Annotated in this window: 16 protein-coding genes; 9 read left to right on the top strand and 7 right to left on the bottom strand. The window is 69.5% G+C overall.

Going from position 1 to position 19,015, the window contains the following annotated elements:
• Positions 1-7: 7 nt before the first annotated feature.
• Together eat and OP79_RS26130 are read left to right on the top strand one after the other, a co-directional pair.
• Positions 8-1,453: an ethanolamine permease gene (eat, locus tag OP79_RS26135; RefSeq protein ID WP_033323425.1), complete on the top strand. Its 1,446-nt coding sequence runs from the start codon at positions 8-10 to the stop codon at positions 1,451-1,453.
• Between the two features lie 25 nt (positions 1,454-1,478).
• Positions 1,479-2,162, top strand: a complete 684-nt coding sequence (locus tag OP79_RS26130; RefSeq protein ID WP_033323423.1) for a gamma-glutamyl-gamma-aminobutyrate hydrolase family protein — start codon at positions 1,479-1,481, stop codon at positions 2,160-2,162.
• 564 nt (positions 2,163-2,726) lie between these two features.
• Here the strand turns inward: OP79_RS26130 and OP79_RS26125 are convergent.
• Together OP79_RS26125 and OP79_RS26120 are read right to left on the bottom strand one after the other, a co-directional pair.
• On the bottom strand, positions 2,727-3,566 hold the full coding sequence (locus OP79_RS26125) for a siderophore-interacting protein (protein ID WP_033323421.1): 840 nt from the start codon (positions 3,564-3,566) through the stop codon (positions 2,727-2,729).
• A gap of 162 nt (positions 3,567-3,728) precedes the next feature.
• Positions 3,729-4,676, bottom strand: coding sequence for a 5'-3' exonuclease (locus OP79_RS26120; protein WP_245685451.1), 948 nt, complete (start codon positions 4,674-4,676; stop codon positions 3,729-3,731).
• A 278-nt stretch (positions 4,677-4,954) separates the two neighbouring features.
• Between OP79_RS26120 and OP79_RS26115 the strand changes: the two genes are divergently transcribed.
• From OP79_RS26115 to OP79_RS26085, 7 genes are all read left to right on the top strand, one after another.
• Positions 4,955-6,043 carry a quaternary amine ABC transporter ATP-binding protein gene (locus tag OP79_RS26115; protein WP_033323419.1) on the top strand — a complete coding sequence of 363 codons (1,089 nt, stop codon included), beginning with the start codon at positions 4,955-4,957 and terminating at the stop codon, positions 6,041-6,043.
• Positions 6,036-8,648: an ABC transporter permease/substrate binding protein gene (locus OP79_RS26110; RefSeq protein ID WP_033323417.1), complete on the top strand. Its 2,613-nt coding sequence runs from the start codon at positions 6,036-6,038 to the stop codon at positions 8,646-8,648. The genes OP79_RS26115 and OP79_RS26110 overlap by 8 nt, the downstream gene beginning before the upstream one ends.
• Before the next feature lie 274 nt (positions 8,649-8,922).
• Positions 8,923-9,486, top strand: a complete 564-nt coding sequence (locus tag OP79_RS26105; protein WP_033323415.1) for a helix-turn-helix domain-containing protein — start codon at positions 8,923-8,925, stop codon at positions 9,484-9,486.
• Positions 9,483-10,193 carry a helical backbone metal receptor gene (locus OP79_RS26100; RefSeq protein ID WP_033323413.1) on the top strand — a complete coding sequence of 237 codons (711 nt, stop codon included), beginning with the start codon at positions 9,483-9,485 and terminating at the stop codon, positions 10,191-10,193. Before OP79_RS26105 ends, OP79_RS26100 begins: the two co-directional genes overlap by 4 nt.
• Before the next feature lie 323 nt (positions 10,194-10,516).
• Positions 10,517-11,452: a LysR family transcriptional regulator gene (locus tag OP79_RS26095; RefSeq protein WP_033323411.1), complete on the top strand. Its 936-nt coding sequence runs from the start codon at positions 10,517-10,519 to the stop codon at positions 11,450-11,452.
• Positions 11,453-11,657: 205 nt separating this feature from the next.
• A complete protein-coding gene (locus OP79_RS26090) occupies positions 11,658-13,205 on the top strand; it encodes an amino acid permease (protein ID WP_033323503.1) in 1,548 nt (515 codons plus the stop codon).
• A gap of 4 nt (positions 13,206-13,209) precedes the next feature.
• A complete protein-coding gene (locus OP79_RS26085) occupies positions 13,210-14,154 on the top strand; it encodes an RluA family pseudouridine synthase (RefSeq protein WP_033323409.1) in 945 nt (314 codons plus the stop codon).
• Positions 14,155-14,161: 7 nt separating this feature from the next.
• On the opposite strand, the gene OP79_RS26080 is transcribed toward OP79_RS26085, so the two are convergent.
• The 5 genes from OP79_RS26080 to OP79_RS26060 form a co-directional block, all read right to left on the bottom strand.
• Positions 14,162-15,679 carry a cytochrome P450 gene (locus OP79_RS26080; RefSeq protein WP_033323407.1) on the bottom strand — a complete coding sequence of 506 codons (1,518 nt, stop codon included), beginning with the start codon at positions 15,677-15,679 and terminating at the stop codon, positions 14,162-14,164.
• Between the two features lie 84 nt (positions 15,680-15,763).
• Positions 15,764-16,384, bottom strand: a complete 621-nt coding sequence (locus OP79_RS26075) for a GTP-binding protein (RefSeq protein WP_033323405.1) — start codon at positions 16,382-16,384, stop codon at positions 15,764-15,766.
• Entirely contained in the window at positions 16,365-16,808 is a 444-nt protein-coding gene (locus OP79_RS26070) for a DUF742 domain-containing protein (RefSeq protein WP_033323404.1), read from the bottom strand. Before OP79_RS26070 ends, OP79_RS26075 begins: the two co-directional genes overlap by 20 nt.
• Positions 16,805-17,212, bottom strand: coding sequence for a roadblock/LC7 domain-containing protein (locus OP79_RS26065; protein ID WP_033323402.1), 408 nt, complete (start codon positions 17,210-17,212; stop codon positions 16,805-16,807). Before OP79_RS26065 ends, OP79_RS26070 begins: the two co-directional genes overlap by 4 nt.
• A complete protein-coding gene (locus tag OP79_RS26060) occupies positions 17,209-18,840 on the bottom strand; it encodes a sensor histidine kinase (RefSeq protein WP_033323400.1) in 1,632 nt (543 codons plus the stop codon). Before OP79_RS26060 ends, OP79_RS26065 begins: the two co-directional genes overlap by 4 nt.
• Positions 18,841-19,015 lie beyond the last annotated feature (175 nt).

The raw sequence follows: 19,015 nt of genomic DNA, 5'->3' as shown, positions 1-19,015 counted from the left end.
TCCGCCCATGTCCACCGATTCCACCAACCCACCCGCCGCCCCGGAGGCGGACGACTATCTGGAGCGCAGAGCCCTGCGCCGGGGCAGCGCCGGCTGGCTGCTGCTCACCGGCCTCGGCGTCGCGTACGTCGTCTCCGGCGACTTCTCCGGCTGGAACTTCGGACTCGCCGAGGGCGGCTTCGGCGGCCTCGGGATCGCCATGGTCCTCATGGGCCTGATGTACACGTGCATGGTCTTCGCGCTCGCCGAGCTGTCCTCCATCCTGCCCACGGCAGGCGGCGGCTACGGCTTCGCGCGCCGGGCCCTCGGGCCCTGGGGCGGCTTCCTGACCGGCACGGCGATCCTCATCGAGTACGTCCTCGCGCCCGCCGCCATCTCCATCTTCATCGGCGACTACGTCGAGTCGCTGGGCCTGTTCGGGCTCACCTCCGGCTGGCCGGTGTACCTGGCCTGCTTCGTGATCTTCATCGGCATCCACCTGTGGGGCGTCGGTGAGGCGCTGCGCTTCAGCTTCGTCGTCACGGGGATCGCGGTGGTGGCGCTGCTGGTGTTCGCGGTCGGCGCGTTCCCGGACTTCGACGCCTCGAACCTCGACGACATCGCGGTGGACGAGAGTGCCTTCGGGTCCAGCTCCTGGCTGCCCATGGGGCTGCTGGGCATCTGGGCCGCCTTCCCGTTCGGCATGTGGTTCTTCCTGGGGGTCGAGGGCGTGCCGCTCGCGGCCGAGGAGACCAAGGACCCGGCGCGTACGCTGCCGAAGGCGATCCGCTGGTCGATGGGCATCCTGGTGGTCCTGGCACTGCTCACCTTCTTCGCCGCCGCCGGGGCGCGCGGCTCGGACGCCATCCAGGAAGCGGGCAACCCACTCGTCGAGGCGCTCCAGCCCGACGGTGAGGCGACAGCACTGAGCCGGATCGTCAACTACGCGGGTCTCGCGGGCCTGGTCGCGTCGTTCTTCTCCCTGATCTACGCGGGCTCGCGTCAGCTCTTCGCGCTCTCGCGGGCCGGCTACCTGCCCCGTTTCCTGTCCCTGACGAGCAGCCGCAAGGCTCCCTACCTGGGCCTGCTGGTACCGGGCGCGATCGGCTTCGCGCTGGCCGCGGCGACGGGCGACGGGGCACGCATGCTGAACGTGGCGGTCTTCGGCGCCACCATCTCGTACGCGCTGATGTCGCTCTCGCACATCGTGCTGCGCCGCCGCGAACCGAACCTCGAGCGGCCGTACCGTACGCCGGGCGGTGTGCTGACGTCCTCGGTGGCGCTGGTGCTGGCGTGTTCCGCGCTGGTGGCGACGTTCCTGGTGGACGTGACGGCGGCGTTCATCGCGCTCGCGGTCTACGTGGTGGCGGTCGCCTACTTCGGCCTCTACAGCCGCAAGCACCTGGTGGCGAAGGCACCGGAGGAGGAATTCGCGGCGCTGGCGGCCGCCGAGGCAGAGTTGGAGCGGAACTGATCCAGGAGACCACGAAAAGGGGTTCATGGTGGGCGGCAGGCCGCTGATCGGAGTCAGTACGTATCTGGAGTCCGCGCGCTGGGGCGTGTGGGAGCTGGAGGCGGCGCTGCTGCCCGTCGGGTACCCACGGCTGGTGCGGGACGCGGGCGGGCTGGCCGCGATGCTGCCGCCTGACGATCCCGCGCACGCCGCCGCGGCCGTGGCCCGGCTCGACGGGCTGGTGATCGCGGGCGGCCCGGACGTGGATCCGGCACGGTACGGCGCCGTGCGCGAGCCACGTACGGGGCCCGAGGCCCGCGAGCGGGACAGCTGGGAACTCGCCCTGATCGACGCCGCGTTGGCCTCCGGCACTCCGCTGCTGGGGATCTGCCGAGGGATGCAGCTCCTGAACGTCGCCCTCGGCGGGACGCTCGTGCAGCACATCGAGGGGCATGCCGAGGTCGTCGGCGTCTTCGGCCGCCACACCGTGAAGCCCGTTCCCGGCTCCCTCTACGCCGGCCTGGTGCCCGAGGAGACCTCGGTCCCCACCTACCACCACCAGTCCGTGGACCACCTCGGCTCCGGCCTCACGGCTTCGGCCCACGCACCGGACGGAACAGTGGAGGCGCTGGAACTCTCGGGTCCGGGCTGGGTGTTGGGGGTCCAGTGGCACCCCGAGATGGGGGACGACGTCCGGGTGATGGAGGGCCTGATCCGCGCCTCCGCCTGAACAGGGTTTCTTTCCCCAGCCCCGCCCCTTCCCGGCTGTATCAATTTGCGGCTCCGCCGCGTGGGGGGCTGCGCCCCAGGCCCCCGCCAGGGGGTGGGGGGCGACACTGCGTGTCGCGGCTGCGGGTGCGTCGTGGCTGGTCGCTCCCCCACTCTCGGCTGCGCTCGAGCGGGGGGACCCCCCATCGCGGCGGAGCCGCAAATCGATACAGCCCCGCGCCCCTAAAAGCCTGCGCCTACCCGGGCGCCCCGGGGAAGCCCGCACCCCCAACTTCCCGCGGCTTCCCTCCGGCGGGAGGGGGCGTGGGCCGGTGCGTCGTATGCCCGTCGCTTAGGTTCTGTCTCGGAGAACCCGCACCCTGTACCCGTCCAGGGTCGTATGCCCGGCCTGCGACGGGCTGACGCACCGGCCCACGACCCCGCACCCACCACCCACCCAAGGGGCGCGGGGAACGGCGCGAGCAACCACACTCAACCCGCAGCCGCCCAACCGCCGGAGGCCCCCCGCGGGGAACGGCGCGACCAGCCACCCACCAACCCGCACCCAAAAACGAACCCCACCCGCCTAACCGCCGGAGGCCTCCTGCTCAGCCTCCACCTGCGCGTTCCACTCCCGCTTCGCCGCCTGCCAGCCGTCCTCGTTATGACCGAGTCGCCAGTAGCCGGAGATCGACAGATCCTCGCGCGGAATCTCGCGCTCGACGCGCAGTAGTCGGCGCAACTCCTTCACGAAGCCTGCCTCGCCGTGCACGAAGGCGCACACCCGGCCCTCCGGAAACTCCAGCGCCCGTACGGCCTCGACCAGCGCCTCGCCGATCGGCCGGTCGCCGCGGTGCAGCCAGACGACCTCCACGTCGGAGGCGATCTTCTGCTCCTCGTCCGGGCCCTCGATCTCGACGAAGGCGTACACCTTGGCGCCGTCGGGCATCCCCTCCAGGGAGGCGGCGATGGCGGGCAGCGCGCTCTCGTCCCCGGCCAGCAGATGCCAGTCGGCGTCGGCATCGGGCGCGTACGCCCCGCCGGGACCCAGGAACCGTACGATCTCGCCCTGCTGGACCCGCATGGCCCACGGTCCGGCGAGGCCCTCGTCGCCATGGATCACGAAGTCGAGCGTCAGCTCACGCAGCTCGGGGTCCCAGGCACGCACCGTGTACGTACGCGTCACCGGCCACTGCTCGCGCGGGAACTCCTCGCGGATCCGGGCCATGTCGAAGGGCTCTGGATACGTCACACCCTCCGCCCCGAACAACAGCTTGACGTAGTGATCGGTGCTGCTGCCCGCGGAGAATTCGGCGAGGCCTTCGCCGCCGAGAACCACGCGCTGCATATGCGGGGTGAGCCGCTCCGTGCGGACCACCCGCGCGGAGTGGGGCTTCGGAACCCTGCGTGCCGGACGCTCTGCCATGACGGCCTCCCGAAATTTACTAAGGCTTACCTAAGTTAGCACCTCCTTCTAGTTAACACCTCGCGCTTGATAAGTCGATGACCACGCTTGGGGTGTTGATGACCACACCTTTAGAAATGGCGAAAGCCTGGCTCGGAAGAGCGAAGTGCAGGCTGTCACGACTCACGATCCGAGCGTCACCAGCAGTCGCTGCAGTGAGCCGCCCAGACCCCAGCGAGCCGCAAGCCCCTTCAGGGCCGCCGGGTCGCGGGGCGCACTCGGTAGTGCCGTGTCCACCACCGGCAGCGGCACGTCGTCGGCCACCTTGACGACCTTGGGCGCGACAGCCACGTACGGCCGCGCCTCGTCGAGGCGTTTGCGCTGCGAGGGCGTGAGCTTCGCCTTCGGGTCGTCGACCGCCGCCATGATCCCGGCCAGGTCGCCGAACTCGGCCAGCAGCTTGGCGGCCGTCTTCTCGCCGATGCCCGGCACACCCGGCAGCCCGTCGCTGGGGTCGCCGCGGAGCAGCGCCAGATCCGCGTACCCCGGACCGTTCACCCCGTACTTCTCGCGCAGCAGCGCCTCGTCCGTGAGCTGCATGCTGCCCACGCCCTTGAGCGGATACAGCACCCGCACCTGCCGCTTGTCGTCGACCAGTTGGAACAGGTCGCGGTCGCCGGTGACGATGTCGACCGGGCCCGTGGCGCGGGCCGTGAACGTGCCGATCACATCGTCCGCCTCGTACCCCTCGACCCCCACGCGGGCGATGCCCAGCGCGTCCAGGACCTCCTCGATGACGGGCACCTGGGGCGAGAGGGTGTCTGGCACCTCCTCCTCGTCCGGGCCCGCCTCGCGCTCCTGAGCGACACGGTGCGCCTTGTAGGAGGGGATCAGGTCTACGCGCCACTGGGGCCGCCAGTCCGCGTCCATGCACGCCACGAGATCGTCCGGGTGGCGGTCCCGCACGAGCCGGTCGATGAATTCGAGCAGTCCCCGCACCGCGTTCACCGGTGTGCCGTCCGGGGCCTTCACGGAATCCGGGACTCCGAAATAGGCGCGGAAGTACAGCGAAGCGGTGTCGAGAAGCATGATTCGGCGAGAAGGCTGCGTCTGCTGCGTCACGCCAAGCATCATGCCGTACGCCACTGACAGTCACTGTCCGGAGTGGTCTGCCGGTGAAACGGAACGCCGCTACTCGTTAAACGTAAACACCCTGTGAACTGGGGCACTCTTGCGTTTGGTCCAGACAACCGGGGGCAGGTGCCGATCCGGAGCGAAGCCGGTCCCGTTTTCAACCACACCTGACAAACAGGGACCAAAGGAGACCGGACGAGCGGGCGGAACCCGCGTCACTCCACGGCCCGCCGGCGGGGGAGGCGGGCCGTCTTCGTTCGACTTGAGAGGTACAAGTGTCATCCAGGCTGCAAGCCGAACACCTCTACAAGGTGTTCGGCAGACGACCCGAGAAAGCGGTCGAGCGACTCCGCAAAGGGGGTGACCGTGAGGAACTGCGCGCCGACGGCACCACCGCCGCGGTGATCGACGCGTCCTTCACGGTCGAACCGGGCCAGACCTTCGTCGTCATGGGTCTGTCCGGGTCCGGCAAGTCCACGCTGCTGCGCATGCTGAACGGACTGCTGGAGCCCACCGCGGGTCAGGTGCTCTTCGACGGTCAGGACCTGACCGCGCTGAGCGACCGAGAGATGCGCGAGGTCCGCTCGAAGAAGATCAGCATGGTCTTCCAGCACTTCGCGCTGTTCCCGCACCGCAGCGTCCTCGAGAACGCCGCGTACGGCCTGGAGGTGCAGGGCGTACCGCGCGCCGAGCGCGAGATGCGTGCCACCGACGCCCTCGCCATGTGCGGTCTTGCCGGCTGGGAGAAGTCCTGGCCCGACGAGCTGTCCGGCGGTATGCAGCAGCGCGTGGGGCTGGCCCGGGCGCTGGCCACCGACGCCGACCTGCTTCTGATGGACGAGTCCTTCAGCGCCCTCGACCCGCTGATCCGCCGCGATATGCAGGACCAGCTGATCGAGCTCCAGAAGAAGCTCAAGAAGACCATCGTCTTCATCACGCACGACCTCAACGAGGCCATGCGCCTGGGCGACCGTATCGCCGTGATGCGCGACGGCCGCATCGTCCAGATCGGCACCGCCGAAGACATCCTGGTCCGCCCCGCAAACGATTACGTCGCCTCCTTCACCAAGGACGTCGACCGCTCCCGCGTCCTCACGGCCGACGCCGTCATGGACACGAACCTGCGGGGCGACGAGGCGGACTGCGGCTGTGAGACCGCGCGGCCCGACAGCTCCTTCGTGGACCTCTGCGCGATCAGCGCCCGCGTGCCGCACTCGGTCGCGGTGCTCGACAAGAAGCAGAAGCTCGTCGGAGTCGTACCGCGGCAGCGGCTGATCGGCTTCCTCGGGGACGAGCAGGGCGAGCCCAGGCCCTGTGACGCACCGCGTGACAAGGTTGTCAAGGTGGTGAAGACCGGTGCCTAGGATCCCCTTCGGCGACTGGGTCAACGACACGGTCGACTGGCTGCTCAGCAACATGGCGTGGCTCTTCGACTTCTTCAAGACCGTCTTCGAGGGCACGTACGACGGAATCAACGCCGTCCTGCAGGCCCCGGAGCCGCTCCTCCTCGCGGGCATCTTCGCCGTGATCGCGTTCTGGCTGCGCGGCACGTCCGCCGGTGTCCTCACCTTCGTGGGATTCGCCTTCATCGACTCCCTCGAACTGTGGGAGAACGCGATGGTGACCCTGTCGCTCGTCCTCGTGGCGACGATCATCGCGCTCGCCGTCGCGGTACCCGTGGGCATCTGGGCGGCGCGCTCCGACCGGGTGAGCAACCTGGTCCGGCCGGTGCTCGACTTCATGCAGACGCTGCCCGCGATGATCTACCTCATCCCGGCGATCCTGTTCTTCGGCACCGGCGCCCCCGCGGGCATCGTGGCCACCATGATCTTCGCGCTGGCGCCCGGCGTCCGGATGACGGAGCTGGGCATCCGCCAGGTCGACAAGGAACTGGTCGAGGCCGCCGACGCGTTCGGCACCACCCCCGGCAACACCCTGCTGCGCATTCAGCTGCCGCTGGCGCTTCCCACCGTCATGGCCGGCGTCAACCAGGTCATCATGCTGGGCCTGTCCATGGCCGCCATCGCGGGCATGGTCGGCGCCGGCGGGCTCGGCGGAGACGTGAACGAGGCCCTCGGCCAGCTGAACGTGGGCCTGGGTTCCGAGGCCGGCGTCGCCATCGTCATCCTGGCGATCTATCTGGACCGTATGACCAGCTCGCTGGGCACCCAAGTCTCGCCGCTCGGCCGCCGGGCCCTCGCCAAGGTGCGTGCCGCGCAGGGCCTGAAGATCTGGACCTACCGCCCCCGGCCCGCCGTGGCCATGATCGGCGTCGTCGTGCTCGCCCTGGTCGCCGGCGGCATGGGCGTCTTCGGCGGTACGAACTCCGAGACCACCGCCGCCGACTCGTCGAACGTCGGCCAGGGCAAGAAGATCACCATCGGCTACATCCCGTGGGACGAGGGCGTCGCCTCCACCTTCCTGTGGAAGGAGATCCTTGAGGAACGAGGCTACGAGGTCGAGGCGAAGCAGCTCGAGGCCGGCCCGATGTATACCTCGCTCGCCGGCGGCGACATCGACTTCCAGACGGACGCCTGGCTGCCGACCACCCACGAGCAGTACTGGACGAAGTACGGCAAGCAGCTCGAAGACCTGGGCTCCTGGTACGGACCGACGTCCCTGGAGCTGAGCGTGCCCTCCTACATGAAGGGCATCGACTCCATGGAGGACCTCAAAGGCAAGGCCTCGGAGTTCGGCGGCAAGATCACCGGCATCGAATCCAGCGCCGGCATGATGAGCCTGCTCAAGAGCAAGGTGCTGGGGGATTACGGGCTCGACAAGGAGTACAAGGTCGTCGACAGCTCCACGCCGGCCATGCTGGCCGAGCTGAAGCGCGCGTACGCCAAGCAGGAGCCCATCGTCGTCACGCTGTGGTCGCCGCACTGGGCGTACAACGACTACAAGCTGACCAAGCTCAAGGACCCGAAGGGCGCCTGGGGCAAGGGCGACGGGGTACACACGGTCTCCCGCAAGGGCTTCACCGAGGACAACCCGGTCGTCGGTCAGTGGCTGAAGAACTTCAAGATGACCGAGAAGCAGCTCACCAGCCTCGAGGCGGAGATCAACAAGGCGGGCGAGGGCAAGCAGCCGCAGGCCGTGAAGGCCTGGCTGAAGTCGAACCCCGGCGTCGTCGACAAGCTGGCCCCGGTCGAGAACTCCACGGGCGGCGACCTGGCGGAGGCGAAGCGTCCGGTGGACGTCGCCTTCTTCCCCTGGGACGAGAACGTCGCCGTCACCTACCTGTGGAAGAACGTCCTGGCCCGCCGCGGCTACACGCTGAACCTCAAGCAGATGGACGTCGGTCCGGTCTACACGGGCCTGTCCACCGGCGACATCGACGTCAACTTCGACGCGTGGCTGCCGTACGCCCAGGCGAACTACTGGGACAAGTACAAGAACAACCTGAGAGACCTGGGCACCTGGTACCAGCCGACCTCGCTGGAGCTCGCCGTGCCCTCGTACGTGAAGGACGTGAAGTCCCTGGCGGATCTCAAGGGCAAGGCCGACACCTTCGGCGGCAAGATCATCGGCATCGAGCCGGGCACCGGCGAGATGAACCTGCTCAAGAAGGACGTCCTGCCGGGCTACGGCCTGGACAAGGAGTACGAGGTCGTCGACGGCTCCACGCCCGCGATGCTGGCCGAGCTGAAGCGCGCGTACGCCAAGAAGGAGCCGATCATCGCCGTCCTGTGGTCCCCGCACTGGGCCTACAGCGAGTACGAGCTGACCAAGCTGTCGGACGAGAAGAAGCTGTTCGGCGAGGGGAACACGATCCGTACGATCACCAACAAGGCGTTCCCGGACCAGTACCCGCAGCTCACGAAGTGGATCAAGAACTTCAAGATGAGCGAGGACGAGCTCGGCACCCTGGAGGCCGAGATCAAGGACCGCGGCCAGGGCAACGAGGAGGAGGCCGTCGCCGCGTGGCTGAAGGAGCACCCGGACATGGTGAGCCGGATGACTCCGTAGCAGTGCGGTAGTACGGCAGCAGTCGGCCAAGGGGTGGGCTTCGCCCGCCGGGACCGTGTGGTTCCGGTGCGACGAAAGTCCACCCCTTTGTTTACGGCCTTGTGACAGGCGCATGAAACGGTTTGCCGAACGTGCGTAGGGTGCAAACAAAACATCGGGAGACATTGGCTCGTACGTTCTTCGTATGTAGTACCCCAGACGTACGAAGAGCGGGCCGTCACCGAGCCGCCCGCACCGACCCTGCACCGACGACGCACAGGAGGGAGCCGAAGCGATGGACGACAACAAAGATGCCCTTCGGGTGGGCGCGGCCGTCCGGCGGCGGCGCCGGGCACTGGAGCTCACCCTCGCCGTCGTCGCCGAGCGCAGCGGACTGTCGGTGCCCTTCCTGAGCCAGGTCGAGAACGAGCGGGCCCGGCCCAGCATGCGCTCCCTCCAGCGCGTCGCCGACGCCCTCGGGACGACCTGCGTCGAACTCCTCGCCGCCGCCGACCCGGCGCGCAGCGTGGATGTGGTGCGCTCCGACGACTCCGAGTTCACCCACGAGCCCCTTGTGCGCCCCCTGGTACGCGGTCACCACCAGCTGCACGCCATGGAATTCAGCGGGGACCACGACGCGGGCCGCGAATTCCAGCACCGCAACGACGAGTTGATGTACGTCGCGGACGGCGCCGTCGAGGTCGAGGCGGAGGGCCGCGCGTACCGACTGGGGCGTGGCGACACGCTGTACATGACCGGTGGCGTACGGCACCGCTGGCGGGCGACCGTGCCGGACACCCGCGTACTGGTCGTGGCGGTCGCGGACCACATCGAGGCGGCGGAGGACACACAGCGGTGAGGGCGGTGTCCCTGGTGCCGTCCCTCACGGAGGCGGTGGCCGCCTCGGCGCCGGGCGTGCTGGCCGGGGCGACGGACTGGTGCACTCATCCCGTCGATCTCGATGTCGTACGGATCGGGGGCACGAAGAACCCGGACGTCGAGCGGATCGTGCGGCTCGCACCCGATCTCGTGATCGCCAACGAGGAGGAGAACCGGGAGCCGGATCTGGCCGCCCTGCGGGAAGCGGGGCTCGAGGTACTGGTGACCGAAGTGCGGGATGTACCGCAGGCGTTTCATGAGCTGGAGCGGGTGCTTGGGGCATGCGGGGTTCGGGGGCGGCCCCGGTGGCTGGACGAGGCGGAGGCGGTCTGGGCGGCCCTTCCGGTGCCGGAGCACCGCCTCCGTGCGGCCGTGCCGATCTGGCGGCGGCCGTGGATGGTGCTCGGCCGGGACACCTTCGCGGGTGACGTACTGGCGCGGCTGGGCGTGGACAACGTGTACGCGACGCACCCGGAGCGCTATCCGCGCGTACCCATCAAGGAGTTGCAGACCGCCGAGTTCGTGGTACTACCGGACGAGCCGTACCGGTTCACAGCCGAGGACGGCCCCGAGGCATTCGAGGGCCGACCTTGCGCATTGGTCAGCGGACGGCATCTCACTTGGTACGGCCCTTCATTGGCCGAGGCGCCTGGAGTACTCGGCAGAGCAATTGCCTCCACCGGTTGAGCAGCTTCCCGAAGATCCCGCACCCCCACGCACCCGCAGCCTCCCTCCGGCGGGAGGGGTCGTGGGCCGGTGCGTCGTATGCCCGTCGCTTAGCTTCGGTCTCGGAGGACCAGGGCCTTGTACCAGGCCAGGGCCGTATGCCCGGCCTGCGACGGGCTGACGCACCGGACCGCGGCCCCGCACCCCCACCCACCCAAGGGGCGCGGGGAACTGCGCGCCCAGCCACACTCAACCCGCACCCGCCAGACGCACCCAACCCACCACCCCCGTGGGCGCCCCGCCCAACCGCCGGAGGCAGTGGCGCTCCCACATAGAGTGGGCTTATGAGTGCGGCTGAACAGGAGTTTCCCGGGCCCACCGGAGGCCTCGCCCGGCGAGTGCCCGAACTCGGAGCGTTGGAGTTGCTGCTTGCTGTGGCACGGCTGGGGAGTCTGGGGCGGGCGGCGCGGGAGCTGGGGATCACGCAGCCGGCGGCCAGCAGCCGGATCCGGTCGATGGAGCGGCAGTTGGGCGTGGCTCTGGTGGACCGCTCACCCACGGGGTCGCGGCTCACGGACGCCGGTGCGCTGGTGACGGACTGGGCGCAGCGGATCGTGGAGGCGGCGGAGGCGTTCGATGCCGGGGCGCAGGCGTTGCGTGACCGGCGTGACTCGCGGTTGCGGGTGGCCGCGAGCATGACGATCGCGGAGTATCTGCTGCCGGGGTGGCTGATCGCGCTGCGCGCCCAGCGTCCGGACACGGCCGTGTCGTTGCACGCCGGGAACTCCGCTGTCGTGGCCGAGCGGCTCCTCGCCGACGAGGCCGATCTCGGCTTCGTGGAGGGGCTGTCCGTGCCGACCGGGCTCGACTCGGCGGTCATCGCCCACGACCGGCTGATCGTGGTGACGGCGCCCGGGCATCCGTGGGCGCGGCGGCGTCGGCCGCTCGAGGCGACGGAGCTGGCGGCGACGCCGCTGATCCTTCGCGAGAAGGGTTCCGGGACGCGTCAGGTGCTGGACGCGGCGCTCGGAGGACTCGCTCGGCCGTTGATCGAGCTCTCGTCCACTACGGCGGTCAAGGCCTCCGCGGTGAGCGGCGCGGGGCCGGCGGTCCTGAGCGAGCTCGCTCTCGGCGAGGAGCTGTCGGCTCGCCGGCTCGTGGAGATCCCCGTCGCGGATGTACGCCTCAGTCGGGCGCTTCGTGCGGTGTGGCCGGTGGGGCATCGGCCTACGGGGCCGGCGCGAGATCTTCTGTCGCTGACGGTCGCCTCCGGCGGCTGAGCTGGTGGGTTCGTGGTCGTTCGGTTCGTTGTCGGGTGCGGGTTGATGGATCGCGTTTTCCAACATCCGCAACGACGTGAGGACTTCGGCCCCCGGCAGACACGACCGCGTCATGCGAGCGAAACAGCCGCTGCCTAATTTCTGTCGCCCGACAGGAATTCCGCACTCCCCATTCCGCTCCCCTGTGCCCAAGGCAGGTGCCGCCGTGACGACGACCGCCCCCTCCGACGTCCATTCCGAGCCCCCGGACTCCCCCGGCGACGGCTCCCTCGCCGAGTTCGGCTACCGCCAGGAACTGCATCGCAGCCTGGGCCGCTACGCCTCGTTCGCCGCCGGGTTCTCCTTCATCTCGGTGCTGACGACCGTCTTCCAGTTCTTCGCGTTCGGCTACACCTTTGGCGGCCCGGTGTTCTTCTGGGCCTGGCCGGCCGTGCTGATCGGCCAGTTGCTGGTGGCCGCCTGCTTCGCGGAACTGGCCGCGCGCTATCCGATCTCCGGTGCCATCTACCAGTGGTCGTCCCGGCTCTCCAACCTCACGTTCGGCTGGTTCGCCGGCTGGATCATGGTGATCGGGCAGATCGTGGTGGTCGCCGCCGCGGCGCTCGCCCTGCAGATGGTGCTGCCCGCGATCTGGTCCGGCTTCCAGCTGATCGGCGACGACCCGGCGCCGACCTCCGCGAGCGGCGCGGCCAACGCGGCGCTGTTCGGGGTGCTCCTGCTGGTCCTGACGACCTTCGTGAACGTCATCGACATCCGTGTGATGTCCCTGATCAACCGCGTAGGCGTCACCGCCGAGATCATCGGCGCCGTCCTGATCATCGTGCTCCTACTCACCCACTCCGAGCGCTCCCCCGGCATCACCTTCCACACCGGAACGGCCGCCCAGTCGGGCCTCTTCGGGGCGCTGTTGGTGGGTTCGTTCGCGGCGGCGTACGTGATGATCGGCTTCGACAGCGCGGGTGAGATGAGCGAGGAGACGCACCATCCGCGGCGTACCGCGCCCCGTACGATCCTCACCGCGCTCGGTGCGGCCGGCCTGCTCGGCGGACTGATCATCCTCGGCGGTCTGCTGGCCGCGCCCAGCCTGACCGACGGCCGGCTCGGCGTCGAGGGCCTGAGTTACGTCCTGACCAGCAGTCTGGGCGACGGGGTGGGCCGGCTGCTGCTCGCCGACGTGGTGGTGGCCATCGCGGTGGCGACCCTCGCGATCCAGACGGCGGCCTGCCGCATGCTGTTCTCGATGGCCCGCGACGGCCAGCTGCCGTTCTCCCGACGGCTCGCGAAGGTCAACCCGCGCACCGGAATGCCGAGCGCCCCCGCCCTGGTCGTCGGCGTCCTCGCCGCGGCCCTCCTGCTCCTCAACTTCGCCTCGCCGGAGGCGTTCCTCGCCATCGGCACCACCTGCATCGTGATGCTCTATCTCGCGTACGCGATGGTGACCGGACCGCTCCTCTGGCAGCGCCTGCGCGGCAACTTCGCAGCCGAAGAAGCCGCAGGCACCGACGAAACGGGCCGCCCGTACTTCTCCCTCGGCCGCTGGGGCGTCCCCGTCAACGCACTCGCCCTGCTCTACGGCCTGTTCATGACGATCAACCTCGCCTGGCCCCGCGCGGAGGTGTACGACCCGGCGGGCGGGCACTGGTACTTCCAGTGGTTCACCGTGCTGTTTCTCGGAGTGACGCTCGTCCTCGGCGGCGCCTATCGGGTGTACAGGGCGCGTACCACGGTCGCGGAGACCGCTGCGTACGCTTGACCAGGTGAGACGTAGGAAACCGATTCCGCCCGCTCCCCTGCCGCAGCGTGCGGGGGTGGATCCGGTGCGGGTGCGGTTGCCGGTCGAGGGGGCGTGGGGCACCGTGCGGGAGCATCTGGTGGAGCGGCTCGCGGCAGGAGCCGGGGTGATCGACGGGATGCTCGACGCGGGGCTGATCGTCGGGGCGGACGGGCGGGCGGTGGCGGCCGACGCGGCGTATGTGCCGGGGATGTTCGTGTGGTTCCACCGGGAGCTGCCGGACGAGGTGCCGGTGCCGTTCGGCCTCGATGTCGTGTATCGCGACGAGCACATCGTCGTGGTCGACAAGCCGCACTTCCTGGCCACGACGCCGCGCGGCAGCCATGTCGCCGAGACGGCTCTCGCGCGGCTGCGGCGGGAGCTGGGCATCCCCGCACTCACGGCCGCGCACCGGCTCGACCGGCTCACCGCCGGCCTTGTGCTGTTCACGGTGCGGCCCGAGGAACGCGGCGCGTACCAGTCGCTGTTCCGCGACCGCCTCGTACGCAAGGAGTACGAGGCGGTCGCGCCGTACCGGGAGTCGCTGACGCTGCCGCGCACCGTGCGCAGCCGGATCGAGAAGGAGCGCGGGGTCCTGGCCGCCCGCGAGGTGCCGGGCGAGCCGAACGCCGTGACCCGGGTCGAGCTGGTCGAGCACCGGGACCAACGCGCGCGCTACCGGCTGCTGCCCCGCACCGGTCAGACCCACCAGCTGCGGGTGCACATGAACGCGCTGGGTGTGCCGATCCTCGGCGACCCCCTCTACCCGGTGGTGACCGGCCCCGTACCGGCCGGTGACTTCCGGCGCCCGCTCCAACTGCTGGCGCGGGTGCTGGAGTTCACCGATCCGATCACGGGGCGCAGCCACTCGTTCGTGAGCGGCCGGACGCTGGAGGCGTGGTCCGCGTACGAGAACTGGGCCGTTCGGTGACGCCCCGTCAGTAGCCGCGCCACCAGCGGACGAAGCGCCGCCAGGCACCGAGGCGGCGCTCGGGCCCTGCGGCCGGAGCCACGGCCTCGGACTCGGACTGGGACTCGGACTGGGGAGTCGCAGGCTGCGGTGCCGGGGCGGGTTCGGACGCCGGGGCGGGCGTGGTGACCTGCCAGTCCGCACGCGGCCGCCGGCCGGCGGGATGTGCGCCGGGCTGCTGCGTGTCGTCCTGCGGCGGCTTCGCCATGAACGTCACCGGGAGCTCCACCAGGTGCCGGGAGGAGATGGACGTGGTCCAGCGCAACTCGTGTTCCTCGCAGGCGAGTCGGACGTCCGGCAGCCGCATCAGGAGCGCGTCGACGCCGACGTCGGCGATGGCACGGCCGATGTCCTGGCCGGGGCATTCATGCGGGCCGCCACTGAAGGCGAGGTGCGAGCGGTTGCCCTGCATGTTGGCCGTGAGGTCCGGGCGGACGCGCGGGTCGACGTTGCCGGGTGCGATCCCGAGCAGCAGCCCGTCGCCCTTGCGGATCCGCTGACCGCCCAACTCGGTTTCCTGCTTGGCGAAGTAGCCCAGGACGGCGCTGAACGGCGGCTCGTCCCACAGGGACTGCTCGACCGCCTCGGGCACCGTCATCTGGCCGCCGTTGAGCTGGGCGCGGAAGCGCGGGTCGGTGAGCACCATGCGCAGCACGTTGGCGATGAGGTTGGTGGTGGCCTCGTACGCGGCGATCAGTACGAGCCGCAGATGCTGCGCCACCTCGTCGTCGGTGAGCGCTGCCGGATGCCTGATGAGGTGGCTGGTGAAGTCGTCCTGGGGCTGGGCACGACGGCGGAGGGTGAGCCGGTTCAGGGCGCCCATGACGTACTCGTTGCTGGCGATCGCGGTCTCGGTGCCCTTGATCATGTCGCGGGCGGAGTGCACCATGCGGTCGTTGTACTCCTCGGGCATGCCGAGGATCTCGCACAGCACGGCCATCGGGAGGTGCTCGGCGAACTGGCTGACCAGGTCGGCGCTGCCGTCCTCGCAGAAGCGGTTGACCAGGAGCTGCGTCGAGCGGTTGATGGAGCGGCGGATGCCGCGGTGGTCGATGGTCGACATGGCGCCCATGACCGCCCCGCGCAGCCGCAGGTGCTCGTCGCCCTCGGCCATGGCGCAGATGGGCTGCCAGGCGAAGAGGGGCATGAGCGGGTGGTCGGGGCCCGCCGTGCCGTCCCGGAGGGGGTTCCAGATGCGGCTGTCGCGGGTGTACTGCGAGGGGGTGCGGACCATGTGCAGGTTCTCGGTGTGGCCGAGCACCACCCAGATCGGCACGTCGTTGTGGAGCAGCGCGGGGGCGACGTTGCCGTGTTCGGCGCGGAGTTTCTCGTACAGGGCTCCCAGGTCCTCCGCCTCGGGGCCGTACAGGCGGCGCAGTCCGCCGGGGCCCATGCCGTGGGCCGGGCAGCCCGGCGGCGGGCCTGGCGTGGGGTCGTACATACCGGGGTCGTCCCTACCGGTTCGGGAGTGGGGTTCAGGCGTCACGGTGGTCGCTTTCGAAGCTGGGGTGAAGCTGGGGTCGAATTCGAAGCTGAAGTGGTGTCGTCGGCTTGGCAGTTGACGGGCAGATCAGGCGGGCGCGGAGGCCATGGCGATCGAGTGCAGGAAGCGCATCAGGGTCATCAGCACGTCACGGCTGGAGGCCCTGCGGCGCGCGTCGCACTTCACGATGGGGATCTCTTCGGGAAGGTCGAGCGCTGCGCGCAGGTCCTCCATGGGGTAACGGGGCGCGTCCGGGAAGTCGTTGACGGCGACGACGAACGGGACCCCGCGCTCCTCCAGGCGGCCGATGACGTCGAAGCTGACTTCCAGGCGCCGGGTGTCGATCAGTACGACCGCGCCCAGGGCGCCCTCGAACAGCCCGTTCCACAGGAACCAGAAGCGCTCCTGGCCGGGGGTGCCGAACAGGTACAGCACCAGCTGTTCGGTGATGCTGATGCGGCCGAAGTCCATGGCCACGGTGGTGGCCGTCTTGCTGTCCGAGCCGTAGTTGTCGTCGACTCCGACGCCGGCCTGCGTCATGGTCTCTTCCGTGGTCAGCGGCCTGATCTCGCTGACGGAGCCCACCATGGTCGTCTTGCCGACGCCGAAACCACCCACGATCACGATCTTCACGGCGGCCTGCGCCGTGTGCGGAAGATGGTCCTCGGCGCGAGGACCCGTGATGGTGTCAGAGCTTTTGAAGTCCATGCATCACCGCTTCGAGGAGGGAACGGTCGGGCAGCTCCGAGCGGACGATCGGGGCTCGCGCCTGTACCAGTTCGGCCGCCAGCAGCTCCGTCAGCAGTACGGTCACCACGCTGAACGGCAGATCGAGATAGGCCGAGAGCTCGGCCACGGACAGAGGGGTCCTGCAGAGCTGGAGCAGTGCCGACTGTTCCGGCTGGGCGGTGGGCGGCGGCGCGTCGTCACTCGCCACGATGAGGGTCACCAGGTCGAGCGGGGCACGATCGCCGTCCTCGACCTGGCCGGTGAGGATGTACAGCCTGCCCGGCTGGCTCGCCTCGCCCTGCCCCTCTCCTGTCGCCGACACCTGTGCCGACTCCGGGACCTGCTCGGGACTGTGCTCCGGCGGTTCCTTGGGGGATCGCCGTCGTCGTTGCGGAGGAATCATACGGCCGTCCCGTTCCGCCGGGGCGGACTCGTCAGGTGGGCACCGATCCGTACGACGAGGTCGCGCATGCGGTTGCTCATGAGCCCGGCGTCGACGGTCTCGTCCGCGAGGACGGCGAGATAGGCGCCCGGGCCCGCGGCCATCATGTAGAAGTAGCCGCCGTGGATCTCGATGATCACCATCCGCATCCGGCCGTCGGTGTCCGGGATCTCGGTGGCGACGGCCGCAGCCAAGCTCTGCAGTCCGGCGCAGGCCGCGGCGATGCGGTCGGCGGCGTCGGGATCACCGCCGTACCGGGCGATGCGCAGGCCGTCAGCGGAGAGCACGACGACCTGCCGGGTCCCTTGCACCCCGTCGGACAGCTCCTTGAGCATCCAGTCGAAGTTGGCTCGCTGCTGGATCACTTGAGGTCCCCCTCGTCATCGGCCTCGGCAGGGGCCGGAGTGTTCTTCGCGCCTGTTGTCTTGTCCTGGTCGTCCTGGCCGTCGTTTCCGCCCTTCAGGCCGGCCATGAACGCCTCGACCCACAGGCCGGGTTCGGGTTCGTCCTTCTTCGGCTCGGGCTGCGCCGCGGTGGAGGAGGCGGACCAGTCGATGACGGGTCGGCCGGCCTTGCGCGCGGCCTCCGCCTCCGCCTCTGCCGCCCGGGCCTCGGCGATCCGCTGGCTGAACGGGATCTTGACCCGGCTGCGGCGCTGCGGCAGACCGTTCGCCGTCCACTCGGTCACCTCGGGGACGTCGTCCTCCATCGCGGCCACCGAGTCGGGGATACGGGGGCCGGTGGTGGGACGGCGCCGCTTGGGCTTGCGCTCCGGTCCCTCGACACCGCCGAAGTCCACCTTGGGCACGGAGGAGGCGCCGATGCCGTGGGCGAGGCCTGAGGCGGGTTCGGTTTCCTCGGTGAGCATGTCGCGGGGCACGACGATCACGGCGCGTACCCCGCCGTACGCCGACTGCCGCAGCGAGACCTGCATCTTGTACATCTGCGTAAGGCGGCCCACGACGGCCATGCCGAGCCGCGGTGCCTCGCCGAGGTCGTTGAGGTCGATGCCGACCTGGGCCTTCTCGAGCATGCCCTCGGCCCGGCGGCGCGCCTCCTCGCTGAGGCTGACGCCGGCGTCCTCGATCTCGATGGCGACGCCGGTCTGCACCTCGACGGCGGTGACGTGCACCTTGGTCTGCGGCGGCGAGTAGCGCGTGGCGTTGTCGAGGAGTTCGGCGGCGGCGTGGATGACCGGTTCGACCGACGGGCCGTCGACGTTGACCTTGGCGATGGAGTGCAGCTCGATGCGCCGGTACTCCAGAATTCGGGACATGGCACCGCGCAGCACGCTGTAGAGCGGTACGGGCTTGGGCCATACGCGGCCCGGGCGGGAGCCGCCGAGCACGGCGATGGAGTCGGCGAGGCGGCCGATCAGCGCGGTGCCGTGGTCGATGCGCAGCAGGTCGTCGAAGACCTCGGGGTTGCGCCCGTGGTCCTCCTCCATCTCGCGCAGTTCCTTGTTCTGCTGGTGGACGATCGCCTGGACGCGCCGGGCGATATTGACGAAGGCGCGCTGCGAAGCGTCGCGCATCGCTTCCTCGTGGTCCACGATCGACAGCAGGATGCGCAGCAACTCACGCTGGGATTCGGGGAGTTCCCGGACGGCGGGGTCCGCCTCGGCGGTTTTGCGGATCGCCTCATCGGGGGAATCGCCACTGCGCAGCCGGTACAGCGCGGCGGGCAGCAGCTCCTTGCCGAGGTGGAAGATCTCGTCGTCCTGGGCGGCGATGCGCTGGTCCAAGTAGGCCGTGCGGCGCGCGAGTTCGGCGCGGACGGCACGGACGAGGCGCCCGCGGCGGACCGCTTCGGCCACGGTCGCGATCACCAGGAGCGTCGCGATGCCTCCGCACCAGCCGACGGCGACCCGGGCCGCTTCCGTGACGACGGCGACAGCGGCTCCGGACGCCGCGGCCATCAGCATGGCCGGCAGCAACAGCACGCGGGCGTAAGGAAGTTCACGGCCAACGGGAGGCGATTGAACACTCACCATGTATGCCCTCTAAGACAAATCGGCTGGGGATCTGGGGGGGGAGTTCTCTGGATCTTCGGAACATTGGGGAACAAGCGCACGAATACGCCGCAACTCGGGGCGCCGCGGGCGAGCTTAGTCCGACCAGATCATCGCCAAGTCATATTCAGCAAGCGCCTGAAATCGCCCGCGCGAC

The organism is Streptomyces yerevanensis, from assembly GCF_000716805.1.
In the GTDB taxonomy this organism is placed as follows: Bacteria; Actinomycetota; Actinomycetes; order Streptomycetales; family Streptomycetaceae; genus Streptomyces; species Streptomyces flaveus.
Note: the sequence above shows the minus strand (reverse complement) of the source record. Positions and strands in the feature narration are given on the sequence as shown.